Annotated in this window: 19 protein-coding genes; 15 read left to right on the plus strand and 4 right to left on the minus strand. The window is 41.5% G+C overall.

The window, feature by feature from the left end; translation table 11 throughout:
• Positions 1-5 precede the first annotated feature (5 nt).
• Positions 6-857: a hypothetical protein gene (locus J5A60_RS04525; RefSeq protein WP_249113897.1), complete on the plus strand. Its 852-nt coding sequence runs from the start codon at positions 6-8 to the stop codon at positions 855-857.
• A gap of 134 nt (positions 858-991) precedes the next feature.
• Here J5A60_RS04525 and J5A60_RS04530 read toward each other — a convergent pair whose 3' ends face one another.
• The 3 genes from J5A60_RS04530 to J5A60_RS04540 are packed head-to-tail and all read right to left on the minus strand — an operon-like array spanning position 992 to position 2,752.
• Positions 992-1,666: a DUF799 domain-containing protein gene (locus J5A60_RS04530; RefSeq protein ID WP_212510715.1), complete on the minus strand. Its 675-nt coding sequence runs from the start codon at positions 1,664-1,666 to the stop codon at positions 992-994.
• On the minus strand, positions 1,663-2,073 hold the full coding sequence (locus J5A60_RS04535; RefSeq protein ID WP_212510716.1) for a DUF4810 domain-containing protein: 411 nt from the start codon (positions 2,071-2,073) through the stop codon (positions 1,663-1,665). The genes J5A60_RS04530 and J5A60_RS04535 overlap by 4 nt, the downstream gene beginning before the upstream one ends.
• 10 nt (positions 2,074-2,083) lie before the next feature.
• Complete coding sequence (locus J5A60_RS04540; protein ID WP_032997867.1) at positions 2,084-2,752, minus strand: CsgG/HfaB family protein; 669 nt, start codon at positions 2,750-2,752, stop codon at positions 2,084-2,086.
• A 200-nt stretch (positions 2,753-2,952) separates the two neighbouring features.
• On the opposite strand from J5A60_RS04540, the gene J5A60_RS04545 reads away from it, so the two are divergent.
• The 10 genes from J5A60_RS04545 to J5A60_RS04590 all read left to right on the plus strand — a co-directional run bounded on the left by J5A60_RS04545 (position 2,953) and on the right by J5A60_RS04590 (position 19,081).
• Positions 2,953-3,657, plus strand: a complete 705-nt coding sequence (locus J5A60_RS04545; protein ID WP_212510717.1) for a DUF6882 domain-containing protein — start codon at positions 2,953-2,955, stop codon at positions 3,655-3,657.
• A 160-nt stretch (positions 3,658-3,817) separates the two neighbouring features.
• Positions 3,818-5,044 (plus strand): cytosine permease, encoded by a 1,227-nt coding sequence (gene codB, locus J5A60_RS04550; RefSeq protein WP_212510718.1) that lies wholly within the window; start codon positions 3,818-3,820, stop codon positions 5,042-5,044.
• A gap of 9 nt (positions 5,045-5,053) precedes the next feature.
• Entirely contained in the window at positions 5,054-6,316 is a 1,263-nt protein-coding gene (locus J5A60_RS04555; protein ID WP_212510719.1) for a cytosine deaminase, read from the plus strand.
• Positions 6,317-6,490: 174 nt separating this feature from the next.
• Complete coding sequence (locus tag J5A60_RS04560; protein ID WP_212510720.1) at positions 6,491-6,934, plus strand: YcgN family cysteine cluster protein; 444 nt, start codon at positions 6,491-6,493, stop codon at positions 6,932-6,934.
• A 254-nt stretch (positions 6,935-7,188) separates the two neighbouring features.
• On the plus strand, positions 7,189-9,282 hold the full coding sequence (malQ, locus tag J5A60_RS04565) for a 4-alpha-glucanotransferase (RefSeq protein WP_212510721.1): 2,094 nt from the start codon (positions 7,189-7,191) through the stop codon (positions 9,280-9,282).
• 12 nt (positions 9,283-9,294) lie between these two features.
• Positions 9,295-11,484 (plus strand): 1,4-alpha-glucan branching protein GlgB, encoded by a 2,190-nt coding sequence (glgB, locus tag J5A60_RS04570; RefSeq protein ID WP_212510722.1) that lies wholly within the window; start codon positions 9,295-9,297, stop codon positions 11,482-11,484.
• Positions 11,485-11,487: 3 nt separating this feature from the next.
• Positions 11,488-13,503 (plus strand): glycogen debranching protein GlgX, encoded by a 2,016-nt coding sequence (gene glgX / locus J5A60_RS04575; RefSeq protein WP_212510723.1) that lies wholly within the window; start codon positions 11,488-11,490, stop codon positions 13,501-13,503.
• Between the two features lie 21 nt (positions 13,504-13,524).
• Entirely contained in the window at positions 13,525-14,823 is a 1,299-nt protein-coding gene (gene glgC, locus J5A60_RS04580) for a glucose-1-phosphate adenylyltransferase (protein ID WP_212510724.1), read from the plus strand.
• Positions 14,824-15,057: 234 nt separating this feature from the next.
• On the plus strand, positions 15,058-16,497 hold the full coding sequence (glgA, locus tag J5A60_RS04585; RefSeq protein ID WP_006718173.1) for a glycogen synthase GlgA: 1,440 nt from the start codon (positions 15,058-15,060) through the stop codon (positions 16,495-16,497).
• 118 nt (positions 16,498-16,615) lie between these two features.
• The gene (locus J5A60_RS04590; protein ID WP_212510725.1) at positions 16,616-19,081 is read left to right on the plus strand and encodes a glycogen/starch/alpha-glucan phosphorylase; all 2,466 of its coding nucleotides are present in this window, start codon (positions 16,616-16,618) and stop codon (positions 19,079-19,081) included.
• Between the two features lie 95 nt (positions 19,082-19,176).
• On the opposite strand, the gene J5A60_RS04595 is transcribed toward J5A60_RS04590, so the two are convergent.
• Positions 19,177-19,785 carry a DedA family protein gene (locus J5A60_RS04595; protein ID WP_006718177.1) on the minus strand — a complete coding sequence of 203 codons (609 nt, stop codon included), beginning with the start codon at positions 19,783-19,785 and terminating at the stop codon, positions 19,177-19,179.
• A gap of 213 nt (positions 19,786-19,998) precedes the next feature.
• On the opposite strand from J5A60_RS04595, the gene rplY reads away from it, so the two are divergent.
• From rplY to J5A60_RS04610, 4 genes are all read left to right on the plus strand, one after another.
• Positions 19,999-20,286, plus strand: coding sequence for a 50S ribosomal protein L25 (gene rplY, locus J5A60_RS04600; RefSeq protein WP_109432345.1), 288 nt, complete (start codon positions 19,999-20,001; stop codon positions 20,284-20,286).
• A gap of 134 nt (positions 20,287-20,420) precedes the next feature.
• Positions 20,421-21,029 carry a lipoprotein HlpB gene (locus J5A60_RS04605; RefSeq protein ID WP_212509606.1) on the plus strand — a complete coding sequence of 203 codons (609 nt, stop codon included), beginning with the start codon at positions 20,421-20,423 and terminating at the stop codon, positions 21,027-21,029.
• A gap of 222 nt (positions 21,030-21,251) precedes the next feature.
• Positions 21,252-21,593 carry a hypothetical protein gene (locus J5A60_RS09545; RefSeq protein ID WP_249113863.1) on the plus strand — a complete coding sequence of 114 codons (342 nt, stop codon included), beginning with the start codon at positions 21,252-21,254 and terminating at the stop codon, positions 21,591-21,593.
• A gap of 50 nt (positions 21,594-21,643) precedes the next feature.
• Positions 21,644-23,599, plus strand: a complete 1,956-nt coding sequence (locus tag J5A60_RS04610) for an autotransporter outer membrane beta-barrel domain-containing protein (protein ID WP_249113864.1) — start codon at positions 21,644-21,646, stop codon at positions 23,597-23,599.
• Positions 23,600-23,603: the final 4 nt, after the last annotated feature.

Below are 23,603 nucleotides of genomic sequence, written 5' to 3' on the forward strand. Positions count from 1 at the left end.
AATTTATGACTAAATCTGATTTATATAAAGAGTTTGACGAAGTCTATTTCAACTTATCAGAGCTATGCTTTGATAAAATAAACTTATTTTATCGAAAGTTTGATGATTTTGACCCAATGAAATTTGATGGTTTAAATTTAGTAAATAAAGTTGAACCAGAAAATTATCTTATTGAACGATTTAAAGTTATACAGCCTGAGTCATATTCTTATTTATACGATGGAAGATTTTTTTATGCTATTAAAAGAAGCCAGATTCCAGTAATGAATGATATAACTGAATTTGGCGTAATAATTAATGATATTGTTTATTACATAAGTTATGACCCATTTTCATTCTCCAAGGGAGAATATAAGCTACATCATAAAAGTATTCCTTATGAATTGCTTAACTCTTGGTTATTTTTTAGTGATAAATGGATTGTCTCAGAAAGTGTAACTTCAAATATATATAAAAGTAATTTACCTTCATTATTATTAATGCCAATTCATTCAATTATAGAAGGTTTTGAAGATAGTCATGGCGTTGCACTTCCTGAATATACAGCTTTTCTAGAACAGAAATTTCATCATACTTTTAGACAAAGTTATGACGATGATAAATTCAATAATGAAAAATATTTTGAATTAAGATGTTTGCTTGATACCCGCTCCAATGATGATTGGAGTAAAACAGGATATCAATTATTTGTGTCTTCACATAATGATGAACGTAATGTTTATGTGATACCTAGAGCAGATGTGATGGGTATTAAAAAGTTGACGAATCCAGCAGAGGCAATAGATCATTATGCTGCTCATTTATTCTCACGTGCTGAGGGCGAGTTTGATTTTATGCAATATGTAGAAGATTTTTAATTAATACAATAAATTAAAGTGCGGTCTTTTTTAAAAGAGTTTTAAAACGTCTCAAAAATTGACCGAACTTATTCATTAAAAAAGGCTGATTTTGACGGTGTGTCGAAATCAGCCTTTGGTTTATCGAAAGGGGATTATTTAGGCATCTTTAATTGAGGATCTTGTCCGTATGATGGATGTCTTGGGCCGTAAAGCAAGCAGCCATTACAAGAACGACCTAACATGTTTCCGGTTGCCCATCCTGCCACTTTATATCCTTTATCGGACACGTTATTAGCAATCTGTTTAACGACTGCGGTCACCAGCATAGCAAGTGCGCCGCCGTTGTTATTGCTTTCAGCATCGTCCGCATAGCCTTTGCCTTCCCATAATGTTTTACCATTGCGTAAGTCAACGAGTTTGCCACTCACTTTCACTCTGGTTACGCTGTCGAACACTTGGTAATTCACACCGTAGTCGTCCACATTAATGTAGAGCACGGCATCGGCACCAAAAATCTCGCGTAATTTTTGTGGGTTGACGTTATGAATTTCTTGCGCTTGTGTTAACCCGTTATTTTTAAAGGTTTGATAAACAAGAGCCGGTGGAAAAACATAGTAACCATTTTCTGCCAATGGCGAAATAGCTTGTGCCAACACAGCCGGGGAGCCTTTTACATCATTGGCCGTATCGGTTGGAAGCAATACAAGAATAGACTGCGGTTTGCTCTCTAAATAGTTGGTATAGTCATACGGCGTTGGCTTCATTGCAGAACACGCTGAAAGCAAAAATGCGCAAGCCATGGCTAAATAGAGTGAAATATTTCTCATTTTTTCTCTCCTTTTTTCGCTTTTTTATTTGCGCGATTTTCTTGGGCTGTCTCTACTTTTTTTCCTTTATTTAACAGGAAATTGATGTATTGTGTCGATTCAGGAAACAGGCTCATTTCTTTTTGATAAGATTCAGCCATTTTTCCCGTATTCCCTAATTGCCCATATAGAAGACCAATTTGTGCGTATAAACCGGGTGGCACTTTGTTACCGCCATCCAGTTGAGCCAGTTCTTCTAATTTTTGCAGTTGTTCTTGCGGATCACCTTCTTGTGTTAGGTGTTGATAAACAGAAGAAGGGTAAACATCACCATTCCAAGTGTAGAGCGAGTGTTGTTTGTGCCCTGATGAACAAGCCGTCAATACAGCGACGGCAGACAAACAAACGAGAAGTGTTAATTTCTTCATTATCTAACCCTTAATTAGCCGGTTTCCATTGACCTGCTTCAACACCTGAAACAAGGTTGTTTACCGCTTCACGAATGGCTAAATCTAACACTTTGCCATTGAGTGTTGAGTCGTATCCTGAAGTACCGCCAAAGCCTAATACTTCACGGTTGGAAAGATTGTATTCGCCGGCACCTTGAACGGAATAAACCACTTCAGATGTTTGTGTGTTAACAATGTTTAAGGTGACTTTCGCGTAAGCCACTTGTTGTTTTCCGCGACCTAAAATGCCAAATAATTGTTGGTCGCCAACAGTTTTACGGCCAAATTCCGTTACATCGCCGGTAACCACATAATTTGCGCCTTTTAAGGTTTGTTTTTTACCTTTGATTTTTGCTTCTGCTGCAGTTTCAGACATATTGGTGCGATCTAACACACTAAAACGGCCTGATTGTTGTAAATGAGAAACTAGAATCGTTTTTGCTTGATTTCCTAATTGGTCGACGCCATCGGAGAATACGCCATTTTGATAGCTTGAACGGTTGTCAAATTTACCGACAGAAATCGGTGCTTTTACGCCATGATAAGCGGTGTTGTAGCTGTTGACTTTTTGCACTTCTACGGTACGAGAACCTTCAGTTGCACAGCCTGCTAATGCTAAAATACTTGCTGATAATAAAACCGGATAGAATTTTTTCATCATAGAATCCTTATATTTTCATGAATAAAAAGTGCCCTGAATATCAAGGACGTTGCATTTTAAAGAATTTATTGTTCCTTCGCTATCGAATTTTCTGCAGAATTTATGTAAGTTAACCATCTTTTAGCGGTGTTTTTATCAGACTTAAAAACAATTTAAAAACGCACCGCACTTTATGAAACCAATCAGGAGAAACCTTCGTGTTATTTAAAAAAATATTCGGCATGATTCAATTTAGCGGCTATAAAAGTTTTTCAAGCTTATACGATCGCTATGCGATTATTGGGTTTGAAAAGCAGCTGGATTTCGCTGAACGAGTAGAAAATTTGGATTGGTGCGTGGATTTGAAAGCGGGGAAAATCACCTTTGGCGAGCAATATACTTATCCGGTTCAGGTGTTGGGCTCTTTTTCTTTTGAGAGTCAAACCTGGCTTTGGAGTTGGGCAAACCAAACCGCCAATATTCCTGCGAAGTTGTTGGAACAAGCGAAAGAATTTCGTGCTTACGGCAAAAAATACAAAATTGATGAACTCACAAAACCTAATCGGGAACTTGCCTTGAATGATGTGCACAGTTTTGGATTGGTCGCGTTGGGCATGTTTGAGTCTGACGGTTATTACGTGGGCAATTTTGGTGCGGGTGCATTGTTGGTGACGGTGAAAGATCGCAGTTTACGAAAGACCTTCTCTTTGGAAGAAGAACATTTGAGAATCTTGTCCGTTTATCCGCAATTCATTTCTTTATTTGAAATTAAAGCCCAGAAAAAAGTGCTACAAAATTATGTAACGGCAAAGGAATATCGCATTATCGAAAATACGGAAACCCATTTAATCGCCCGTCGTGGTGAAAAAGAAATTGTCGGTATTTTTGATGAAGAAGGGCGTTTGTCGCAGCTGAAAGGGTAGTGTTAGAGGAAGTGCGGTCAATATTGACGATGTTTTTTAATTGAAAAAACACGCTGGATGTTGACCGCACTTTTATTTTTCTTCACAAAGCAAACGTTTGCTTTTGGCTTTGCTAAGGATTAGAATTTGCCGATTTTTTTTACTTTGAAAGGATACAAAAATGAGTTCTGAAAATTTTAGTTTGAAGCCCGTTCCACAACATGAACGTAAAGGTGCTGTGGCACTAACGTTTGTTATGCTGGGATTAACGTTTTTCTCTGCAAGTATGTGGACGGGCGGCACGCTGGGCACATCACTCACTTACCATGATTTCTGGTTAGCCGTGATCATCGGTAACTTAATGTTAGGGATTTACACGTCATTTCTTGGCTACATCGGTGCAAAAACCGGCTTAACAACCCATGTTTTGGCGCGTTATTCCTTCGGTGTTAAAGGCTCTTGGTTGCCATCTTTAATTTTAGGCGGCACCCAAGTGGGCTGGTTCGGTGTCGGGGTGGCGATGTTTGCGATTCCGGTGAATAAAGTTACCGGCATTGATGTAAACTATTTAATTTTAGGCTCAGGTTTATTAATGACCATTACGGTTTTCTTCGGTATTTCCGCACTGACCATTCTTTCCACCATTGCGGTGCCGGCAATTGCTGTGCTTGGTTCTTATTCGGTGTATTTGGCGGTAACGGATGCCGGTGGTTTATCTGTATTAGAAAATATCATGCCGAAAGACGACATTTCCTTACCTATGGCAATTACCTTGGTTGTGGGCTCTTTTATCAGCGCCGGTTCATTAACGGCAGACTTTGTGCGTTTCGGACGCAAAGCCAAACAAGCGATTCTCATCAGCATGATTGCGTTCTTCTTGGGCAACTCATTAATGTTCGTCTTTGGCGCCGCTGGGGCAGCGGTAACCGGGATGTCCGATATTTCTGATGTGATGGTTGCCCAAGGATTAATTCTGCCGGCGATTATTGTACTTGGTTTAAACATTTGGACGACTAACGATAACGCGCTTTATGCCTCCGGTTTGGGTTTCGCCAATATTACCGGCTGGAGTAGCCGTCCATTATCGGTGTTAAACGGTGTGATCGGTACGCTTTGCGCCTTGTGGTTATACAACAACTTTGTGGGCTGGTTAACGTTTTTATCTGCCGCCATCCCACCGATTGGGGGCGTTATCATTGCCGACTATATTTTGCGTAATAAAGCCTATACCAATTTTGAACAAGCAAAATTTGTCACCATCAACTGGACGGCAATTATCTCTGTGGCAATCGGGATTGCTTGCGGTAAATTCTTGCCGGGTATTATTCCGTTAAATGCCGTTATTGGCGGCGCAGTGGCTTATTTTGTGTTAACGCCGTTATTCGGTAAAAAATTGGCGTTTAAATAGGTGCGATAAATGTTAGTTAAAAATATTCATATTAACGGTCGTGAAGGCTTATGGCAGATTGCTATTGAAGACGGCAAGATTGATCGTATTCTGCCTAACGAAGAACAGATTAATTTTTCCGGTGACATTTTAGACGGCGAACAGGGCATTGTGTATCCGCCGTTTGTTGAACCGCACATTCATTTGGATGCGACCCAAACCGCAGGACAACCGAACTGGAACCAATCCGGTACTTTATTTGAAGGGATTGAACGCTGGGCTGAACGAAAATCTTTATTGAGCCATGAGGATGTGAAATCCCGTGCGTGGAAAACCTTAAAATGGCAAATCGCAAATGGCGTGCAACATGTGCGTACCCACGTGGATGTGTCTGACCCCACGTTAACCGCACTTAAAGCCATGCTCGAAGTGAAAAAAGAAGTTGCCCCTTGGGTCGATCTTCAAATTGTGGCATTTCCACAAGAGGGGATTTTGTCTTATCCGAACGGCGAAGCCTTGTTGGATCAAGCCATGGCAATGGGCGCAGATGTGGTGGGGGGCATTCCGCATTTTGAATTCACCCGTGAATACGGCGTGGAATCCATGCATATTGCCTTCAATATTGCGCGCAAATACAACAAACAAATCGATATTCACTGTGATGAAATTGACGATGAACAATCCCGTTTTGTGGAAACGGTTGCCGCATTAGCATTGAAATATGAAATGGGCGACAAAGTGACGGCGAGCCATACCACTGCAATGCATTCGTACAATAACGCCTATGCCTCTCGTCTTTTCCGTTTGTTGAAATTATCCAAAATTCATTTTGTGGCTAATCCGCTCGTCAACATTCATTTGCAGGGGCGATTCGATACTTATCCAAAACGCCGTGGCGTGACGCGCGTCAAAGAAATGCTGAAAAACAAGATCAACGTGTGTTTCGGCCATGATGACGTATTTGACCCATGGTATCCGTTAGGAACGGCGAATATGTTACAGGTGTTACACATGGGGTTACACGTTTGCCAACTCATGGGCTACGGACAAATTAACGACGGCTTAAAATTAGTGACTGAAAATAGTGCAAAAGCGCTAGGGTTGCAAGGTTATGGCGTGGAAGAGGGGAATGCTGCTAACTTTATTATTTTACCGGCGGAAAACGGTTTCGATGCAGTACGTCGTCAAGTGCCGACACGTTATTCTATTCGACAAGGCAAGGTCATTGCAGAAACCAAATTAGCTGAAACGACCATTCATTTAAACGATAACGAACGCGTCACTTATCGTTAATCTGTCTTTTTTAAGGATAAGTGCGGTCAATATCCGATGTGTTTTTTCCGTTGAAAAACATCGTCAATATTGACCGCACTTTTTTGTTTTTCTAAACCTCTCTTTCAGTATTTGTCACAGGCTGCGTTCCTCACTATAATTTCCGCTTTTAAAACCAAACCGGTAAATAATCCTATGCAATTAGAACCTGATTTCTGGCGACACAAAAACCTGCTTGATATGAATGATGCCGAATGGGAGGCATTATGTGATGGTTGCGGTAAGTGTTGTTATCGTAAATATATTGATGGCGAGGGCAAATATGAGCGTTTGTATTACACCCGTATCGCGTGCAATTTATTGGATTTAGAAACAGGAAAGTGCGGTAATTATTTGAAACGTTTTGAGTTGGAAGAGGATTGCACCAAACTGACCAAAGACAATTTACCTGAATTTGGTTGGCTGCCAGCGACTTGCGCCTATCGTTTACTTTATGAAGGCAAACCGTTGCCGTCATGGCACCCGTTAATTAGCGGTGATCCTGAAAGTGTTAAACGTGCAGGCGTGTTAATCCAAAACGGCATTCATGAATGTGATGTCATTGATTGGTTTGAGTTTGTTGTGGATGAAGAACAATAGATTTCAGCGTTGGAATAGTTATCACATCAATAAGAAATGATTTCCTTAAAAAAGCCCAGGTTAAGTGGGCTTTTTTTATTTGCTAAATAGGCGATTGAAAACTCAGCCAAAATTACTGCTTACTGCTTGTAAATACTGAAAGATTTATTTTGATGGAGATCACTAATTTGGATTAAAAACGTTGTTTTTACCTGCCCCTTCACTACAATACTTATAAATCGTTATTTTTGTGTTGTATTGAGTTGTAGGTTCGTATGCAAGTTTCTGATTCTCTTAAACGATTTGCTGAAGATGTTGGCATTTCGCTTTCTCATTATGATATCGATGGGCATTTGATTTATGCACCTCCGGAAACGTTGCGTTATTTCACCGCACTTTTGCAACCGCCGAGTAAACGGGAAAAAGGGGCGTTTGATGATGTGATTACCGCCTTTGAAAACGAGCCGATTCATTATGATTTAGCGCGTTTATCCCTTTCCGAGCCTGTTTCCCTAAATATTAAACTTCTTGATGAACAAGGTAAAAAATGTGTTGAGCAAACCTGTTCTTCAAGCCCATCTATTTTATTGCCTTCGTTGCCGTTTGGTTACTATCAATTAAATCTTTCCACGGCTAATCAAAAATATGTGGTTCGTGTTTTAGTGGCACCGCGTACCGCCTATCAACCACCGGTGTTGCAAACGAAAAAAGCGTGGGGGATAAATGTTCAGTTATATAGTTTACGTTCTCAAACCAACTGGGGTATCGGTGACTTCGGGGATTTGGCGTATTTAATCGAGCAGGGCGCAAAAAAGGGCGCGGATTTTATTGGTATTAATCCGTTGCATTTGATGTATCCCGCCGTGCCGGAATGGGCAAGCCCTTATAGCTCTTCTTCCCGCCGTTGGTTAAATTTTATTTATTTGGATATTGCCGCTTTGCCGGAATTTAAATTATCCCGTTCCGTGCAAACTTGGTTTCATTCCACACCTGTGCAAGAACAAATAACCTCCTTGCGTGAAGCCAAAACCGTGGCTTACGGCGAAATAATGCAGCTAAAACTGACCGCACTTGAACAACTATTCGATTTCTTTAAACGTAGTAAATCTGCACAAATCATCGCCCGTCGCCAAGATTTTGATGCTTTCAAAAAAGCACAAGGTGAAGCATTGTTATTGCAAGGGCTCTTTAATGTGTTAGATGGCATTGAGCATGAACACCAACAGGCGGAAGAAAATACCATTGGTTGGTTGGGCTGGCGTAAAGCGTGGCAAACGATCTCAGCGTGTGACCGCAAAGCCTTGTTAAAAGAACATGAAGCGCAAGTGGAATTCTACGCGTGGTTACAATGGGCGACATCACAACAATTAAGTGAGCTACAAGCGTTATGCCGTCAAGTGGGAATGCAACTTGGTATTTATGGTGATTTAGCCGTAAACAGCTCCCGCGGAAGTGCCGATGTGTGGTCAGACCCGGAACTTTATTGTGTGAACGCGTCTGTCGGTGCGCCGCCTGATCCGTTGGGCCCCGTCGGACAGAATTGGAATTTGCCGCCATATAATCCAAGCGTGTTAAAAGCCCGTGGTTTCCAACCGTTTATTGAGATGTTACGTGCCAATATGCAGAATTTTGGTGTGTTGCGTATCGATCACGTGATGGGCTTGTTCCGTTTGTGGCTGATTCCTGAAAATAAAACAGCGGCAGATGGCGCTTATGTGCATTATCCGTTTGATGAGCTGATGGCGATTCTTGCCATTGAAAGCCAACGCAACCAGTGTTTAGTGATTGGTGAGGATTTAGGCACCGTGCCTGATGAAGTACGGTTGAAATTAAACGAGTTTCGTATTTTCTCGTATTTTGTGTTGTATTTTGCACAACGTAACAAAATGTATCCGCTTAAACAGGATTTTCCACCACATGCCTTTGCTACTATCGGCACCCATGATGTGCCTTCTTTACAAAGTTTCTGGCATTGTCTTGATTTGGCGTTGTTCGGTCAGCTCGGCATTTTAGAAGGTGACGTTTTAAAAGAAAAATACGATCAACGCGTCGTAGATAAACAAGCTTTATTAGACAGTTTACACCGCGACGGTTATTTACCACCCGATTATTGGGGCGATGCTTTAAGCATGGCAATGCACGACAATTTGAACCGTCAAATCCACCGTTATTTAGCAGAAAGTGCAAGCCAGTTGGTGGGCGTGCAATTAGAAAATTTATTGAACCAAGAAGTGTCATTCAATTTGCCGGGCACTTCAACGGAATATCCGAATTGGCGGAAAAAATTAAGCCAATCTTTAGAACTTATTTTTGATGATGCGCAAATGACCGCATTTTTCTCTTTAATTAATCAAGCCCGCAGAGCTTAGCGAGGATTTATTATGACTCAACTAGTAGCGCAATCCGTGATTAATCAATTCTTTGATGGAACACATTCTGATCCTTTTTCCGTGTTGGGTATGCACGAAACCGATAACGGCATTGAAATTCGTGCTTTATTGCCGGATGCGGGTCGTGTCAGCGTCATTGATAAAGAAAATCAAGACACCGTCTGTGAATTGGATTGCTTAGATGACAGAGGTTTTTTTGCCGGTGTTGTGCCGAAAACCCGAGATTTCTTTGCCTATCAATTACAAGTGTATTGGGGCAAAGAATCGCAAATCCTTGAAGACCCTTATCGTTATCATCCAATGATTAATGATTTGGATGAATGGCTTTTAGCTGAAGGCTCATTCTTGCGTCCGTATGAAGTGTTAGGGGCGCATTTTATCGAATGTGATGGTGTTTCCGGTGTGAACTTCCGTTTGTGGGCACCGAATGCTAAACGGGTGTCTGTGGTGGGGGATTTCAACTATTGGGACGGACGTCGCCATCTGATGCGCTTACATCCGGCAAGCGGTGTATGGGAATTATTCCTACCGAAAGTTGCATTAGGGCAGTTATATAAATTCGAATTAATTGATTGCCACGGCAATTTACGCTTAAAAGCCGACCCTTATGCCTTCAGTTCACAGTTACGTCCTGATACGGCGTCACAAATTAGCGCGTTACCAGACATTGTGCCAATGACAGAAGCCCGTCGTAAAGCCAACCAATGGGATCAACCGATTTCCATTTATGAAGTGCATTTGGGCTCTTGGCGCCGTAATTTAGAAAATAATTTCTGGTTGGATTACGACCAAATCGGCGATGAATTGATTCCTTATGTAAAAGAAATGGGCTTTACGCACATTGAGTTTTTACCGCTTTCCGAATTCCCGTTTGACGGTTCTTGGGGCTATCAACCGCTAGGTCTGTATTCTCCAACCAGCCGTTTTGGTACGCCGGAAGGGTTTAAACGTTTAGTGGAACGCGCCCATGAAGCCGGCATCAACGTGATTTTAGACTGGGTGCCGGGGCATTTCCCAAGCGATACCCATGGTTTAGTCGCCTTTGACGGCACGGCATTATATGAACACGCCGATCCTCGCGAAGGATTCCATCAAGACTGGAACACGCTCATTTACAACTATGGTCGCAACGAAGTGAAAAACTTCTTATCCAGTAACGCCTTATATTGGATTGAACGTTTCGGCGTTGACGGTATTCGTGTCGATGCGGTGGCCTCCATGATTTATCGTGATTACAGCCGTGCCGAGGGAGAATGGATTCCGAACCAATACGGCGGACGGGAAAATTTAGAAGCCATTGAATTCTTAAAACACACCAACTGGAAAATTCATAGTGAAGTGCAAGGGGCGGTTTCCATTGCGGAAGAATCGACCTCTTTTGCCGGTGTAACACATCCAACCGAAAAGGGGGGCTTGGGCTTTAATTTCAAATGGAACATGGGCTGGATGAATGACACGCTTTCTTACATGGAAAAAGATCCGGTCTATCGCCAATATCACCACAACCAAATGACTTTCGGCATGGTGTATCAATACAGTGAAAACTTTGTATTACCGCTTTCCCACGATGAAGTGGTACATGGAAAATGTTCCTTAATCGGTAAAATGCCGGGGGATGCGTGGCAAAAATTCGCGAACTTACGCGCTTATTACGGCTACATGTGGGGTTATCCGGGTAAAAAATTATTGTTCATGGGAAATGAATTTGCCCAAGGACGCGAATGGAATTACCGCGAAAGTCTTGATTGGTTCTTATTAGATGAATCCATCGGCGGAAGATGGCACATCGGCATGCAACAGTTGGTGAAAGACCTCAATAAAATTTATCGCGAAAACGCACCGCTCTTTGAACTGGATTCGGATCCGCAAGGCTTCGATTGGTTGGTCGTGGATGATGCGCAAAATTCTGTATTTGCCTTTGAACGACGTAGCAGCAAAGGCGAGCGCATTATTGTGATCAGTAACTTTACGCCAGTGCCACGCCATGATTATCGTATGGGCGTGAATGTTGCTGGTCAATATCACGAAATCTTAAATACAGATTCATCCTTTTACGAAGGCTCAAATCTTGGTAACTGCGGTGCAGTGGAAAGCGAGGCAATCCCAAGCCACGGACGAGATCATTCTATTTCTGTTTCGATTCCACCATTGGCAACCCTCTATTTGAAATATCAAGGATAAAGCATGGTTGCAGTAAAAAATCAGGGCAAGGCTTATCCGTTCGGTTATAGCCAATATGAAGAAAACGGCGAGCAAGTCACTAATTTTGCGCTGTATTCTTCTGTGGCGGATGCCGTGGAGTTGTGTCTGTTTGAGAATGGCAAAAAAGAGCAGCGTTTTGCTATGCATCGCAGCGAAAATGTTTGGCATATTGCGCTTAGTGGCGTTACTCAGAGGACGCAGTACGGTTTTAGAATCACTGCCGAAAATGACCGCACTTTAGCTAATCCAAACAAGCTCATGCTTGATCCTTATGCAAAAGCCGTGGTGGGTAAACCGGATTTAAGTTCGCCAGAAGTGCGGTCGATTTTTCAGTTAAATGATCCACGAGATAACGCTGAATTTGCGCCGAAAGGTCAAATTATTGAGACGGCATTTGATTGGCAACACGATAAAGCCCCGAAAACACCTTGGGCTGAGACCGTGATTTATGAACTCAGCGTAAAAGGCTTTAGCCAATTACGTGCAGAGCTACCTGAAAAGTTACGCGGAACTTATGCCGGTTTGGCGCAACCGCAAAGTGTGGCGTATTTAAAAGCATTAGGTATCACCGCCGTGGAATTGTTGCCGATTAATTACCACGTAAACGAACCGCACTTGCAAGAAAAAGGATTACAAAATTATTGGGGATATAACCCGTTGGCGATGTTTGCAGTAGAGCCAAAGTATTGCTCCGAAGAAAACCCTGAAAACCCGTTGTATGAATTCAAAAGCATGGTGAAAGCGTTACATGAAGCGGGGATTGAAGTAATTTTAGATGTGGTGTTTAACCACACGGCAGAATCAGAAAAACCGTTCCCAACCTTTAGCCAACGTGGCATTGATGATCGGACGTATTATTGGCAAAACGAGCAAGGCGAATATATTAACTGGACAGGTTGCGGCAATATGCTGAATCTCGCCAATGACATCACCCGAAAATGGGTGGTGGATTGCCTGCGTTATTGGGTGGAAGAATGCCATGTAGATGGTTTCCGTTTTGATTTAGGCACGGTATTAGGGCGTGAGTCACCGGATTTCAATCCACACGCCAAACTGTTTGATGACATCGCTCAAGTACCGAGTTTACAGCAGGTGAAATTCATCAGCGAGCCTTGGGATATTGGCCATTACGGTTATCAATTAGGGCGTTTTCCCCATTATTTTGCCGAATGGAACGACCGCTTCCGTGATGATATGTGTCGTTTTTGGTTATGGAAAAGTGGGGAAGTGGGCGCATTTGCCGAACGTTTTGCAGGATCAAGCGATTTGTTCAAACAAGAGGCGCGCTTGCCGCACACCACCCTGAATTTTATTACCGCTCACGATGGTTTTACGTTGCGCGATTTGGTCAGCTATAACCATAAACATAACGAGGCGAACGGCGAAGATAATCGCGATGGTCGCAATGAAAATTACAGTTACAACCATGGCATTGAGGGCTGTCAATTAGACCTAAATGACGAGTACCAAAGTGCGGTGGAAAATCAGCGCGTTTTAGCGCAAAGCGGATTATTGGCAAGTTTGTTATTGGGCAACGGCACACCAATGTTGCTTGCCGGCGATGAATTCGGCAACACGCAATTCGGTAACAATAACGCCTATTGTCAGGATAATGAAATCACGTGGCTGAAATGGCAGGATTTCAATCAGGAATTATTTGACTTGACCAAACAACTGATTGCAACACGAAAACAAATTCAAAGTTTGCAACGGGATGTTTGGTGGTCAGATGAAAATGTCACTTGGCTCAACATTGAGGGTGAATCAATGCGAACCGAGGATTGGCATAATCGGGAAAGCAAAGCGCTGCAAGTGGTATTAGATCAGCAATGGCTTTTCTTAATCAATGCGAAAGCAGAACCCCAGTCTTTTATGTTGCCCGTCGCGTTTGATGGACACTGGAAGGCCGTGGCAGGTACAACAAACTTAACGGAGCAACAACGGCAAGTTGATGTAGGTGGTATGGCGTTTTGTGTGTTGAAAAAAATGGATACTTAAAACAATATAACGGAGTTCACTATGAAAGCTAATCTAAATAAACACGATCTCGTTAAAAGCACCTTAGTGCTTATTTTGGCTGGTGGCCGCGGTTCACGTCTGCATGAATTAACGGATAAACGTGCAAAACCGGCACTTTATTTTGGTGGTAACCGTCGAATCATCGATTTCGCTTTGTCCAACTGTATTAACTCCGGCTTAAACCGCATTGGTGTCGTCACGCAATATGCTGCTCACTCTTTATTACGTCATTTACAAAAAGGTTGGTCTTTCTTACCACAAGAGCGCGGTGAATTCATTGATATGCTCCCGGCGCGTCAACAAATTGATGACTCCACTTGGTATCGCGGTACAGCTGATGCGGTATATCAAAATATGGCGATTATTCGTGATCACTACCGTCCGAAATACGTCTTAATTCTCGCAGGTGACCACATTTATAAACAAGACTATAGCCAAATGTTGTTAGACCACGTGACCAGTGGTGCAAAATGTACCGTGGGCTGTATTGAAGTACCACGTTCTGAAGCGCATGAATTTGGCGTGATGGCAGTCAATGAAAATCTGAAAGTGAAAGCCTTCGTGGAAAAACCGAAAGATCCACCGGCAATGGTGGGCAAACCGGATACCTCGTTGGCTTCCATGGGGATTTATGTGTTTGATGCAGACTATCTCTATCAAATGTTAGATCGCGAAGTGAATACGCCTTGCACATCTCATGACTTCGGTAAAGATGTATTGCCGAAATGTTTGGAAGAAGGCACGTTATATGCCCATCCGTTCAGCCGTTCTTGCATGGGTCGCAATACCGAGGGTGATATTTATTGGCGTGATGTGGGGACATTGGATAGCTTCTGGCAATCAAACATCGACTTAGTGTCTGAAAATCCGCAATTAGATATTTATGACCAAACTTGGCCGATTCGCGGAAACCCGGTACAAGCGTATCCGTCTAAATTCTTCTATAAAAATGCCAATGTTAAGCCGGTGGATAACTCCCTTATCGGCGGTGGTTGTGTGATTACCGATGCGTCAATCAGTTATTCCGTGTTATTTGATCGCATTAAAATTAATGAAGGCTCAGTGATCGATCATAGTGTCGTGTTGCCGGAAGTGAGTGTCGGTAAAAATTGCGTGTTGAAATACTGTATTATTGACCGCCATTGTGTCATTCCGGACGGTATGCAAATCGGTGTTGATCGCGAATTGGACAGCAAACGCTTCCGCATCAGTTCAACTGGTAAAGTCATTTTAGTGACACCTTCGATGTTGAAAAAATTAGAAGGACAAGAAGTGTTCTCGGAAGAACATTTAGATTAACGTGAAATAAAGTGCGGTCAGTTTTCAAAACGTTTTAACTATTACTCATAAATCACGCAAGTGATTTATTCGCTCCTTCGGAGCCGTTGGCAAAGCCAACGTTCAAAATCCTTCGGATTTTGTGACCGCACTTTAAGAAGGTAAATACAGGCGCAAGCGTCTTCGCTTGTGCCTGTAACAGAATTGTTTATAACGACACGCGTTAGAAAACGTGCGTCATATTAGGTAAATAAAATGAAAGTATTACACGTTTGCTCGGAGTTATATCCTTTACTGAAAACCGGCGGATTAGCCGATGTGATGGGCGCATTGCCATTTGCACAAAAAGAAATCGGCATTGATGCACGTATTTTGTTGCCGGCTTATCCGGCGATTATGGCTGGCATTCCGCACACGTCCGTGGTGACAGAATTTGATAATTTTGCCGGTCATATCGTTTTGCGCTATGGCGAATATAACGGTGTCGGCGTTTATCTTATTGATGCACCGCACTTATATGCGCGTGAAGGCAACCCTTATCACGATGCTAATTACAATGATTACGGCGATAACTACAAACGTTTCGCATTGTTAGCGTGGGTTGGGGCTGAATTGACCACCGGTTTAGATAGTTGGTGGCGTGCCGAAGTTGTTCATGCCCATGACTGGCACGCAGGTCTAACGGCGGCGTATTTATTTAATAAAGGGCGTCCGGCAAAATCCGTCTTCACCATTCATAATTTAGCCTATCAAGGTCAATTTGATTATCGCCATTTATTTGAAATCGGCTTGCCGCACAGTATGTTCCATGTAGATGGCTTAGAATTGTTTGGGCAAATTTCTTACTTAAAAGCCGGGCTCTATTATTCAGATGCCGTGACAGCCGTTAGTCCGACTTATGCGAAAGAAATTACCACACCGGAATTTGCTTATGGCTTACAAGGCTTACTTTCAACCCTAGATCATGAAGGGCGCTTGGTGGGCATTCTAAATGGCGTTGACGAAAAAATTTGGCATCCGATGAACGATCAGTACATTCAACATGGTTACAAGTTGAAATACATGGGTGGCAAAACGAAAAACAAAGCGGATCTACAAGCTTATTTCAATCTTCCACAACAATCTGATGCGCTATTGTTTGTCATGGTGACCCGTTTAACAGAACAAAAAGGCGTTGATTTATTGCTAGAAAGCGCTGATGAAATCGTTAAACAGGGTGGACAGTTGGCGATTCTTGGCTCAGGCGCACCGCACTTAGAAGCCGGTATTCGTCAATTAGCGGAAACCTATCCGCAAAATATTGCCGTTAAAATTGGCTACGATGAAGCGTTATCACATTTGATGGTTGCCGGTGGCGATGTTATTTTAGTGCCAAGCCGTTTTGAACCTTGCGGTTTAACACAGCTTTACGGTTTAAAATACGGTACGTTACCCTTAGTTCGTGCAACGGGTGGTTTGGCGGATACGGTGGTCAATAGCACGGCGGAAAATATTCAAGCTCGAACAGCAACCGGATTTGTCTTTAGTCATGCGACGGCGGATGATTTGCGCCAAGCGTTACAAACGGCATTTGCTTTATGGAAAAAACAACGTTTATGGGCAACGGTTCGAGTCATTGCAATGGAACAAGATTTTAGTTGGCAAATCTCTGCAACCCATTACCAACATTTATATCAAAGAATTTTATCTCACTAATGAAATACTTATCTTCTGCGTAGAGAGAAAACAAAATTTGCGCAGAAGATTGTTGTTGTTTTTTTATTTTGAATGATTAAAATTCACCCGCTTTTTTTATTAACTGAGGACTATTTTTATGATAATGGATAATTTCGATTCTCCATTCCTATATGATCGACCTGAAGTCAATGTCGATTCATTGAAAAAGACGATTGTTTATAAGCTGATTTTTTTAATTGGCCGCTCACCAAAAGAAGCGAGTCAACGGGATTGGCTAAACGCCACATTATATGCCGTACGTGATTTCGTCACCGAAGGTTGGATTACCACTGCACGCGAAGCTAGAGCAGAAGACTCCCGCCGTGTTTATTATTTATCAATGGAATTTTTGATTGGTCGTACCTTATCCAATGCCATGATCGCAGAAGGGTTGTATGACATCGCTAAAGAAGCCCTTTCCGAATTAAACGTTGATTTAGAAGAAATTATTGAAAAAGAAGTGGACCCGGGTTTAGGTAACGGTGGTTTAGGTCGTTTGGCTGCCTGTTTCATGGATTCTATTGCGACATTAGGTTTGCCGGGCATGGGGTACGGTATTCGTTATGAATACGGTATGTTCCGTCAAAAAATTGAAGATGGCCAACAAGTTGAACGCCCGGATGCCTGGTTAGAAAAAGGGGCTCCTTGGGAATTTATTCGTCCGTCTAAACGTTTTACCGTTTCTTTCGGCGGTAATATTCATTTTGAAGGCAAAAAATGTATCTGGAATAAAGGCGAAGAAGTGACCGCACTTGCTTATGACCAAGTGATTCCAGGCTATAAAAATGATTCTGCGGCCACATTACGTTTGTGGTCTGCTCATGCCGGTGAACTTTTCAACTTAGAAGACTTTAACCGCGGTCAACACATTGCTGCCGTGGAAAGCCGCGCCTCTATTAAAAATCTTTCTCGTGTGCTTTATCCGGATGATTCCACTTGGAATGGCCGTGAATTGCGCTTACGTCAAGAATACTTCTTGGTTTCCGCTTCATTGCAAGACATTATCCGTCGCCATAAACGTACCCATGACAGCATGGAAAATTTAGCGGATAAAGTGGCAATTCATTTAAATGATACTCACCCGGCATTAGCGATTCCTGAGTTAATGCGCATTTTAATTGATGAAGAAGGCTTTGAATGGCAAAAAGCCTGGGATATGACCCGTCGCATTTTCTCTTATACTTGCCACACATTAATGTCTGAAGCGTTAGAAACCTGGCCGGTAGAAATGATGGCGAAAATCTTACCGCGTCATTTACAAATGATTTTTGAAATTAACGATCATTTCTTGGAATACGTCAAAACCTACATCACTACCGACGTAGATTTCATTCGTCGCGTTTCTTTAGTAGAAGAAGGGTATCAACGTAAAGTTCGCATGGGTTGGTTATCCGTGGTTGGTTCGCACAAGGTCAACGGTGTTGCGGCAATTCATTCCGACTTAATGGTGACATCTACTTTTTCGGATTTCGCGCGTATTTATCCGGAACGTTTCACTAATGTGACTAATGGTATTACCCCGCGTCGTTGGCTTGCTGTGGCAAACCCACAATTAGCGTCGTTATTTGATAAATATATCGGTTCTGATTGGCGTTGCGATTTAAGCCAAATCGAAAAATTAAAACAATACGCCCATGAAGCAGATTTCAAACACGCCATTGCCGATATTAAATTTGCAAATAAAGTGAAATTGGCAAATTACGTGAAGAAAACGTTAAACATTGATTTGGATCCCCATGCGTTATTTGACGTTCAAGTAAAACGTATTCACGAATATAAACGTCAAATTTTGAACGTGTTGCATATTATTGCTCGTTACAACGCCATGTTAGAGCATCCGGAAAAAGATTGGCAACCTCGTGTGTTTATCTTATCTGGTAAAGCAGCATCGGCGTATTATGCAGCGAAACAAACCATCCATTTAATTAATGATGTTGCGAATGTCATCAATAACGATGGCCGTTTGGGCGGCCGCTTAAAAGTGGTCTTCATCCCGAACTACAGCGTAAGCTTGGCTCAATTGATCATTCCGGCTGCAGATATTTCTGAACAAATTTCTTTAGCAGGTACGGAAGCCTCCGGTACCAGTAACATGAAATTTGCATTAAATGGTGCATTAACCTTGGGTACATTGGATGGTGCAAACGTAGAAATTTTGGAAAATGTCGGCAAAGACCACATCTTTATTTTCGGTAATACCGTAGAACAAGTAGAGAAGTTACGTCGCGACGGTTACTGTCCATTTAATTTCTATCAAGAGGATGTGGAACTCAGAAACGTTGTTGATCAAATTATTAACGGCCGTTTCTCCGAAAACGATCCGAACCGTTATCAACAGCTATTACAGGGTTTACAATATCACGATTTCTACCAAGCCTTTGCTGATTTCCGCAGCTATGTGGACGCACAAAAATTGGTGGATGAAAAATATAAAAACCGTGATGCATGGATTGATAGCACGATTCAAAATATTGTTAACATGGGTTATTTCTCTTCCGACCGCACCATTAAGGAATACGCGGAAAATATTTGGCACATTGAGCCATTAAATCTCGAGAAATAATTTCCTGATAAAAAGAAACCCCATTTGAATCTGAATGGGGTTTTGTTTTATGGGCTTAAAGTAACTAGAAAAACGTTTTGATTTTTGACCGCACTTTATGCTTTTTTGCCAGTATTTTTACGTCCTTTACGCCATTTCCAGACCAGATAGATTGCTAAAAGCGCAATTAAAATATAAATAATGGACTGTCCTTTTTTGATTTGCTCATGTAGCCAATCCAAGTTACTTGCCCCGAAATCCCCTAAATAAACCCAAATAGGTACAGAAATAATGGCGGCAAAAAAATCTAATAAAAGAAAGCGAATAAAACTCACGCGACGGGTAATGCCGGCAACCATATAAATCGGTGCACGTAATCCCGGTAAAAAACGGGCAACAAATAAAACACGATTGCCATATTGTTCAAATTTGCTCCGAACCATACGTAAACGCTCTAAGGTTAAAAAGCGTCGAATAGGGCGGAAACGTAAAATTTTTGTGCCATAAATACGTCCCAGCCAATACATAGTGCTATCACCTAAGAGGACACCAAATAGACTCACAACTAACATGATATGCACATTGGTATAACCCAAACCGGAAATAACACCACCGGACACTAAGGTAATGTCTTCGGGAATCGGCACGCCAAAACCACAAATAATCAAAACAAATAGCACGGCAAAATAGCCGTAATCACTAAAAAAGTTAATTAAAAATTCCATCGAATACTCTTTTAACTCAATAAAAATAACGCCTTATTTTAGCCCGTTTTTTAGCGTAATATCTAGGAAAATTAACAAGATTTTCGTTTGCTTTAGCACCACGAATTCATTATAATGCACCACCTCAAAGTTCAGGCTTTGAGCAAAATTTGTGGAAATCGCTGGGTCGCCTGCGATTTTTTAATTTTAATCTTTACAAAAGAGAACATAACAATGGCATTTAAATTTAACGCTGAAGTTCGTACAGCGCAAGGTAAGGGTGCGAGCCGCCGCCTGCGTCATAACGGTCAAATTCCTGCTATCGTTTACGGTGGTAGCGAAGCACCGGTTTCTATTATCTTAAACCATGATGAAGTTAACAACGCTCAAGCACACGATTCATTCTATTCCGATGTGATTACTTTAGTTATCGACGGTAAAGAAGTTGCAGTAAAAGCACAAGCAATGCAACGTCACCCGTTCAAACCAAAATTGGTTCACGTTGACTTCAAACGCGTTTAATCATGAAAAAAACTCCGAAATTCTCGGAGTTTTTTTATTTTAAAAGATTGAACGAATCATAACATGCTATGTCTAACGCCCCGTCTTTTGCTCGTAATAGAGTAATTTTCATCAACAATTAATAAGGATTTTTTATGAACAAATTTACAAAAATTAGTGCTACCGCATTATTGGCTCTTTTCTTAACAGCTTGCGACAAACCGGCAGACAAAGCACCAGAAGCGAAACCGGAAGCAGCACAAACACAAACGACTACTGAAGTAAAAACTGAAGAAAATAAAGTTTCAGATATCGATGTTGAAGAAGCAGATTATAAAAAATTATTGGAATGGAACAAGGCTCAAGAACAAGTTCAATTAGATGCTCAACAAAAACTTCAACAAAATTTAGTTGCAGCAGTTCAAGAAAAAGATGACAAAAAAGTAAAAGAGGCGATTAATACATTTAATCAATCTGTGGCCGATACTATTGCAAGTTTAGATGCATTGGAATTGAAATCTGAGTCGATTAAAACAGTAAAAGAACAAACTAAAAAAGTATTGAATTTAGCAACCGCCCTTTTAGTTGAACAAGCGAATGTGAGTTTAATCAATCCAACTCCAACACAAGAACAACAAAAAGCTTATGCTGAAAAAGCTGAAGCATTAAGAAATGCGATGACCGAGTTACAAAAACAAAGTGTCGAATTAGAACAAAAATTTAATCCTGCACCGGTAGCAGCGCCCGCACAAGACGCAAAATAATATTCTGACTTATTTATCTAAAAATAAATCGCCTTATTGTTCCGCAGTAGGGCGATTTTTTTATATGAAATATACCTTGAAAACTCACCGCACTTTTCTAATTAAATCAAAAAAGTGCGGTGAGTTTTATGTCAGTTTTTTTCCGAAACACTCCTTTGATTTGTATTGGGGTGCATGGCGTGCTAGAATTTAGGACCTTTTTTAATTAAAGACGAGGATAAAATGGAATTCAAACTTAATAAACTTACATTAGTTTTATTATCAGCTCCGCTTATTGCTCATGCAGGTATTTCTCATAACGGAAGTGAACATAATCTTCTTCCTTCTAATCTGGCTACAAATATAACCGATAATCAAGAGCACACTATAAATGGGCCTTTATCGATTTCGGAAGGGGCTAAAACAAACCCTAGCGGGCAAACCAAGGGTGAAATGACCATCGACAATGGTTCCAAATTAAACTCTACAGGTACAGTGTATATTGGGAATCAAAACAATGACGGTTTCGGTGCTAAATTTACTGTCACTGGTGCTGGAAGTGAATTAAATGTAGGGGGGAGTTAAATGTTGGTAACTATAGTAATGCGAATCTCTCTATTTTAGAGGGCGGAAAGGTGACCTCAACATTTCATGGTAATCCTAACGCTCCTCACTTTTGGGGATGGTTTCTTCATAATGGAACGGCTCGAACAGCGATTGACACTAAAATTGTTATTGATGGTGAAGGTTCGGAACTTTCTTATCATAAAAACTCCTTAATTCGTGTAGTGGGTGGAGGTCATAAGGCAACAACCCTCGATTTGTTGATTTCTAATGGTGGTAAACTCAGCGCAGGTGTGTTGCAATTAGAATCTGGCACAGCCAATATCCAAATCGGGAACAAAAGTAAAGGTGGAACGCTAGATGTTAAACGTTTTACTATTGGTAGTGCAGATGTAAAATTCACCTTTGACCAAAATGATATGTTGAATTTTACCCCTATTATCCACACGCATCGTTCACTGAAAGAATCTCATGTTAATTTCATACAAAGTGGTTCTGGCACAACTTTATTTGCTCCAATAGGTATGAATAACGTGAATTCAAATGTAGACATTACTGATGGTACATTAAAAGTCGGTAGAGATAATGCATTCGGTAGAGATAATGCATTCGGTAACGATTCTGTTACCACTGAAGTGAATATTGGTGAGAAAGGTACATTAGCGTTAAACAATTTTAATGCCTCTGTTAGCACCATTAACAATCAAGGTACGCTTGATCTTACTTCAGATAATGCAGATAAAAAACTTACTGTTTATGGAGATTACAGTGGCGACGGAAAACTATTAGTGAAAACAATTTGGAATAATGCTAATAGCTCTTCTGATGTGCTAGATATTAAAGGAACAGCAACAGGGAACACTGTTGTGTCAACCTCTACAGGTTTCATCGAAGGTGATGTAGTTCGTCAAACGAATCAAGATATTTATTCTGCAGATGTAGTTAAAGTTGCTGATGCAAATCATTCAGGTACCTTTACCGGCACAGCGAAAACAACCAATGCTAGTGAAGCACAATTAACTAAAAAAGATGCGAATACTTATGCATGGACCTTAAAAGCACTTGGTCAAAATATTTATATTGAGCCTGCTACCGCTTATATTCAAATGCCTCGTGTCAATATGGAATTAGGCTATAGCGTGTTGGATACCTTACACCAACGTCGTGGTGAAATTAGCCAATCACCAAATTCTGCCGTTTGGGCGCGAGTTTCCGGTAAACGTTTAGAAACTGAGGGTCGTACCCGTTTAGACGTTGACAGCTCACAATATATCGCACAAGTAGGTTACGACTTTAACCGTAGCGAAATGCAAAATGGTCTGCCACAATCTCTAAGTGGTGTATATTTTGCGTATTCTCGTGCAGATAGCCGTTTCTACGACCAATATCGTGCTGAAAACGGCGTTGTGGCTGCTGATAAATATACCGGTAAAGGTAAAACAACAGCAGCAAACATCGGTGTATATCACTTATACCGTGCACCAAATAATGCCTATGTGGACACCGTGGCGCAATTCTCTTACTTAACGAACAAATACAACTTTGTATCTAATCCGGAAGTAAGACAACATGGTTGGAGCGGTGCGTTATCCGTTGAAGGTGGTCACAGCTTTGCATTGGGTAATTCCAACTGGCGCCTTGAACCACAAACCCAATTGGTTTACCAACGCTTGAAACTTCAATCGTTCTATCACGATGCAGACCGCCGTGTTGAACAAGGTACGGACAACAATTTACGTGGACGTATCGGTGTGCGTTTAAGTCACAGTAAAGACTTCCAACGTAACCCAACCGTGTATTTTGTTGCAAACGTATGGCATGATTTTATTACTGCAAAATCTGTCTTAATCGGTGACACCAAATATAACGAAAATGATGCCCGCACTTGGTTGGAAGGCGGTGCAGGTTTAAATGTACCATTCGGTAACCATGCTATTCATGCTGATCTTCGTTTAGAACATTCTCTAGGCAATAAAGGTAACCGTTCCGGTGCGAAAGCTGTATTAGGTTATAGTTACGCTTGGTAATTCA

The sequence above is a fragment of the Aggregatibacter sp. oral taxon 513 genome (assembly GCF_018128305.1).
GTDB classification, from domain to species: domain Bacteria; phylum Pseudomonadota; class Gammaproteobacteria; order Enterobacterales; family Pasteurellaceae; genus Aggregatibacter; species Aggregatibacter segnis_A.

Coding starts and splice junctions, on each gene's coding strand:
- J5A60_RS04525 (WP_249113897.1), top strand. CDS start 6: ATGACTAAATCTGATTTATATAAAGAGTTTGACGAAGTCTATTTCAAC.
- J5A60_RS04530 (WP_212510715.1), bottom strand. CDS start 1,666: ATGAGAAATATTTCACTCTATTTAGCCATGGCTTGCGCATTTTTGCTT.
- J5A60_RS04535 (WP_212510716.1), bottom strand. CDS start 2,073: ATGAAGAAATTAACACTTCTCGTTTGTTTGTCTGCCGTCGCTGTATTG.
- J5A60_RS04540 (WP_032997867.1), bottom strand. CDS start 2,752: ATGAAAAAATTCTATCCGGTTTTATTATCAGCAAGTATTTTAGCATTA.
- codB (WP_212510718.1), top strand. CDS start 3,818: ATGAGTTCTGAAAATTTTAGTTTGAAGCCCGTTCCACAACATGAACGT.
- J5A60_RS04555 (WP_212510719.1), top strand. CDS start 5,054: ATGTTAGTTAAAAATATTCATATTAACGGTCGTGAAGGCTTATGGCAG.
- J5A60_RS04560 (WP_212510720.1), top strand. CDS start 6,491: ATGCAATTAGAACCTGATTTCTGGCGACACAAAAACCTGCTTGATATG.
- malQ (WP_212510721.1), top strand. CDS start 7,189: ATGCAAGTTTCTGATTCTCTTAAACGATTTGCTGAAGATGTTGGCATT.
- glgB (WP_212510722.1), top strand. CDS start 9,295: ATGACTCAACTAGTAGCGCAATCCGTGATTAATCAATTCTTTGATGGA.
- glgX (WP_212510723.1), top strand. CDS start 11,488: ATGGTTGCAGTAAAAAATCAGGGCAAGGCTTATCCGTTCGGTTATAGC.
- glgC (WP_212510724.1), top strand. CDS start 13,525: ATGAAAGCTAATCTAAATAAACACGATCTCGTTAAAAGCACCTTAGTG.
- glgA (WP_006718173.1), top strand. CDS start 15,058: ATGAAAGTATTACACGTTTGCTCGGAGTTATATCCTTTACTGAAAACC.
- J5A60_RS04590 (WP_212510725.1), top strand. CDS start 16,616: ATGATAATGGATAATTTCGATTCTCCATTCCTATATGATCGACCTGAA.
- J5A60_RS04595 (WP_006718177.1), bottom strand. CDS start 19,785: ATGGAATTTTTAATTAACTTTTTTAGTGATTACGGCTATTTTGCCGTG.
- rplY (WP_109432345.1), top strand. CDS start 19,999: ATGGCATTTAAATTTAACGCTGAAGTTCGTACAGCGCAAGGTAAGGGT.
- J5A60_RS04605 (WP_212509606.1), top strand. CDS start 20,421: ATGAACAAATTTACAAAAATTAGTGCTACCGCATTATTGGCTCTTTTC.
- J5A60_RS09545 (WP_249113863.1), top strand. CDS start 21,252: ATGGAATTCAAACTTAATAAACTTACATTAGTTTTATTATCAGCTCCG.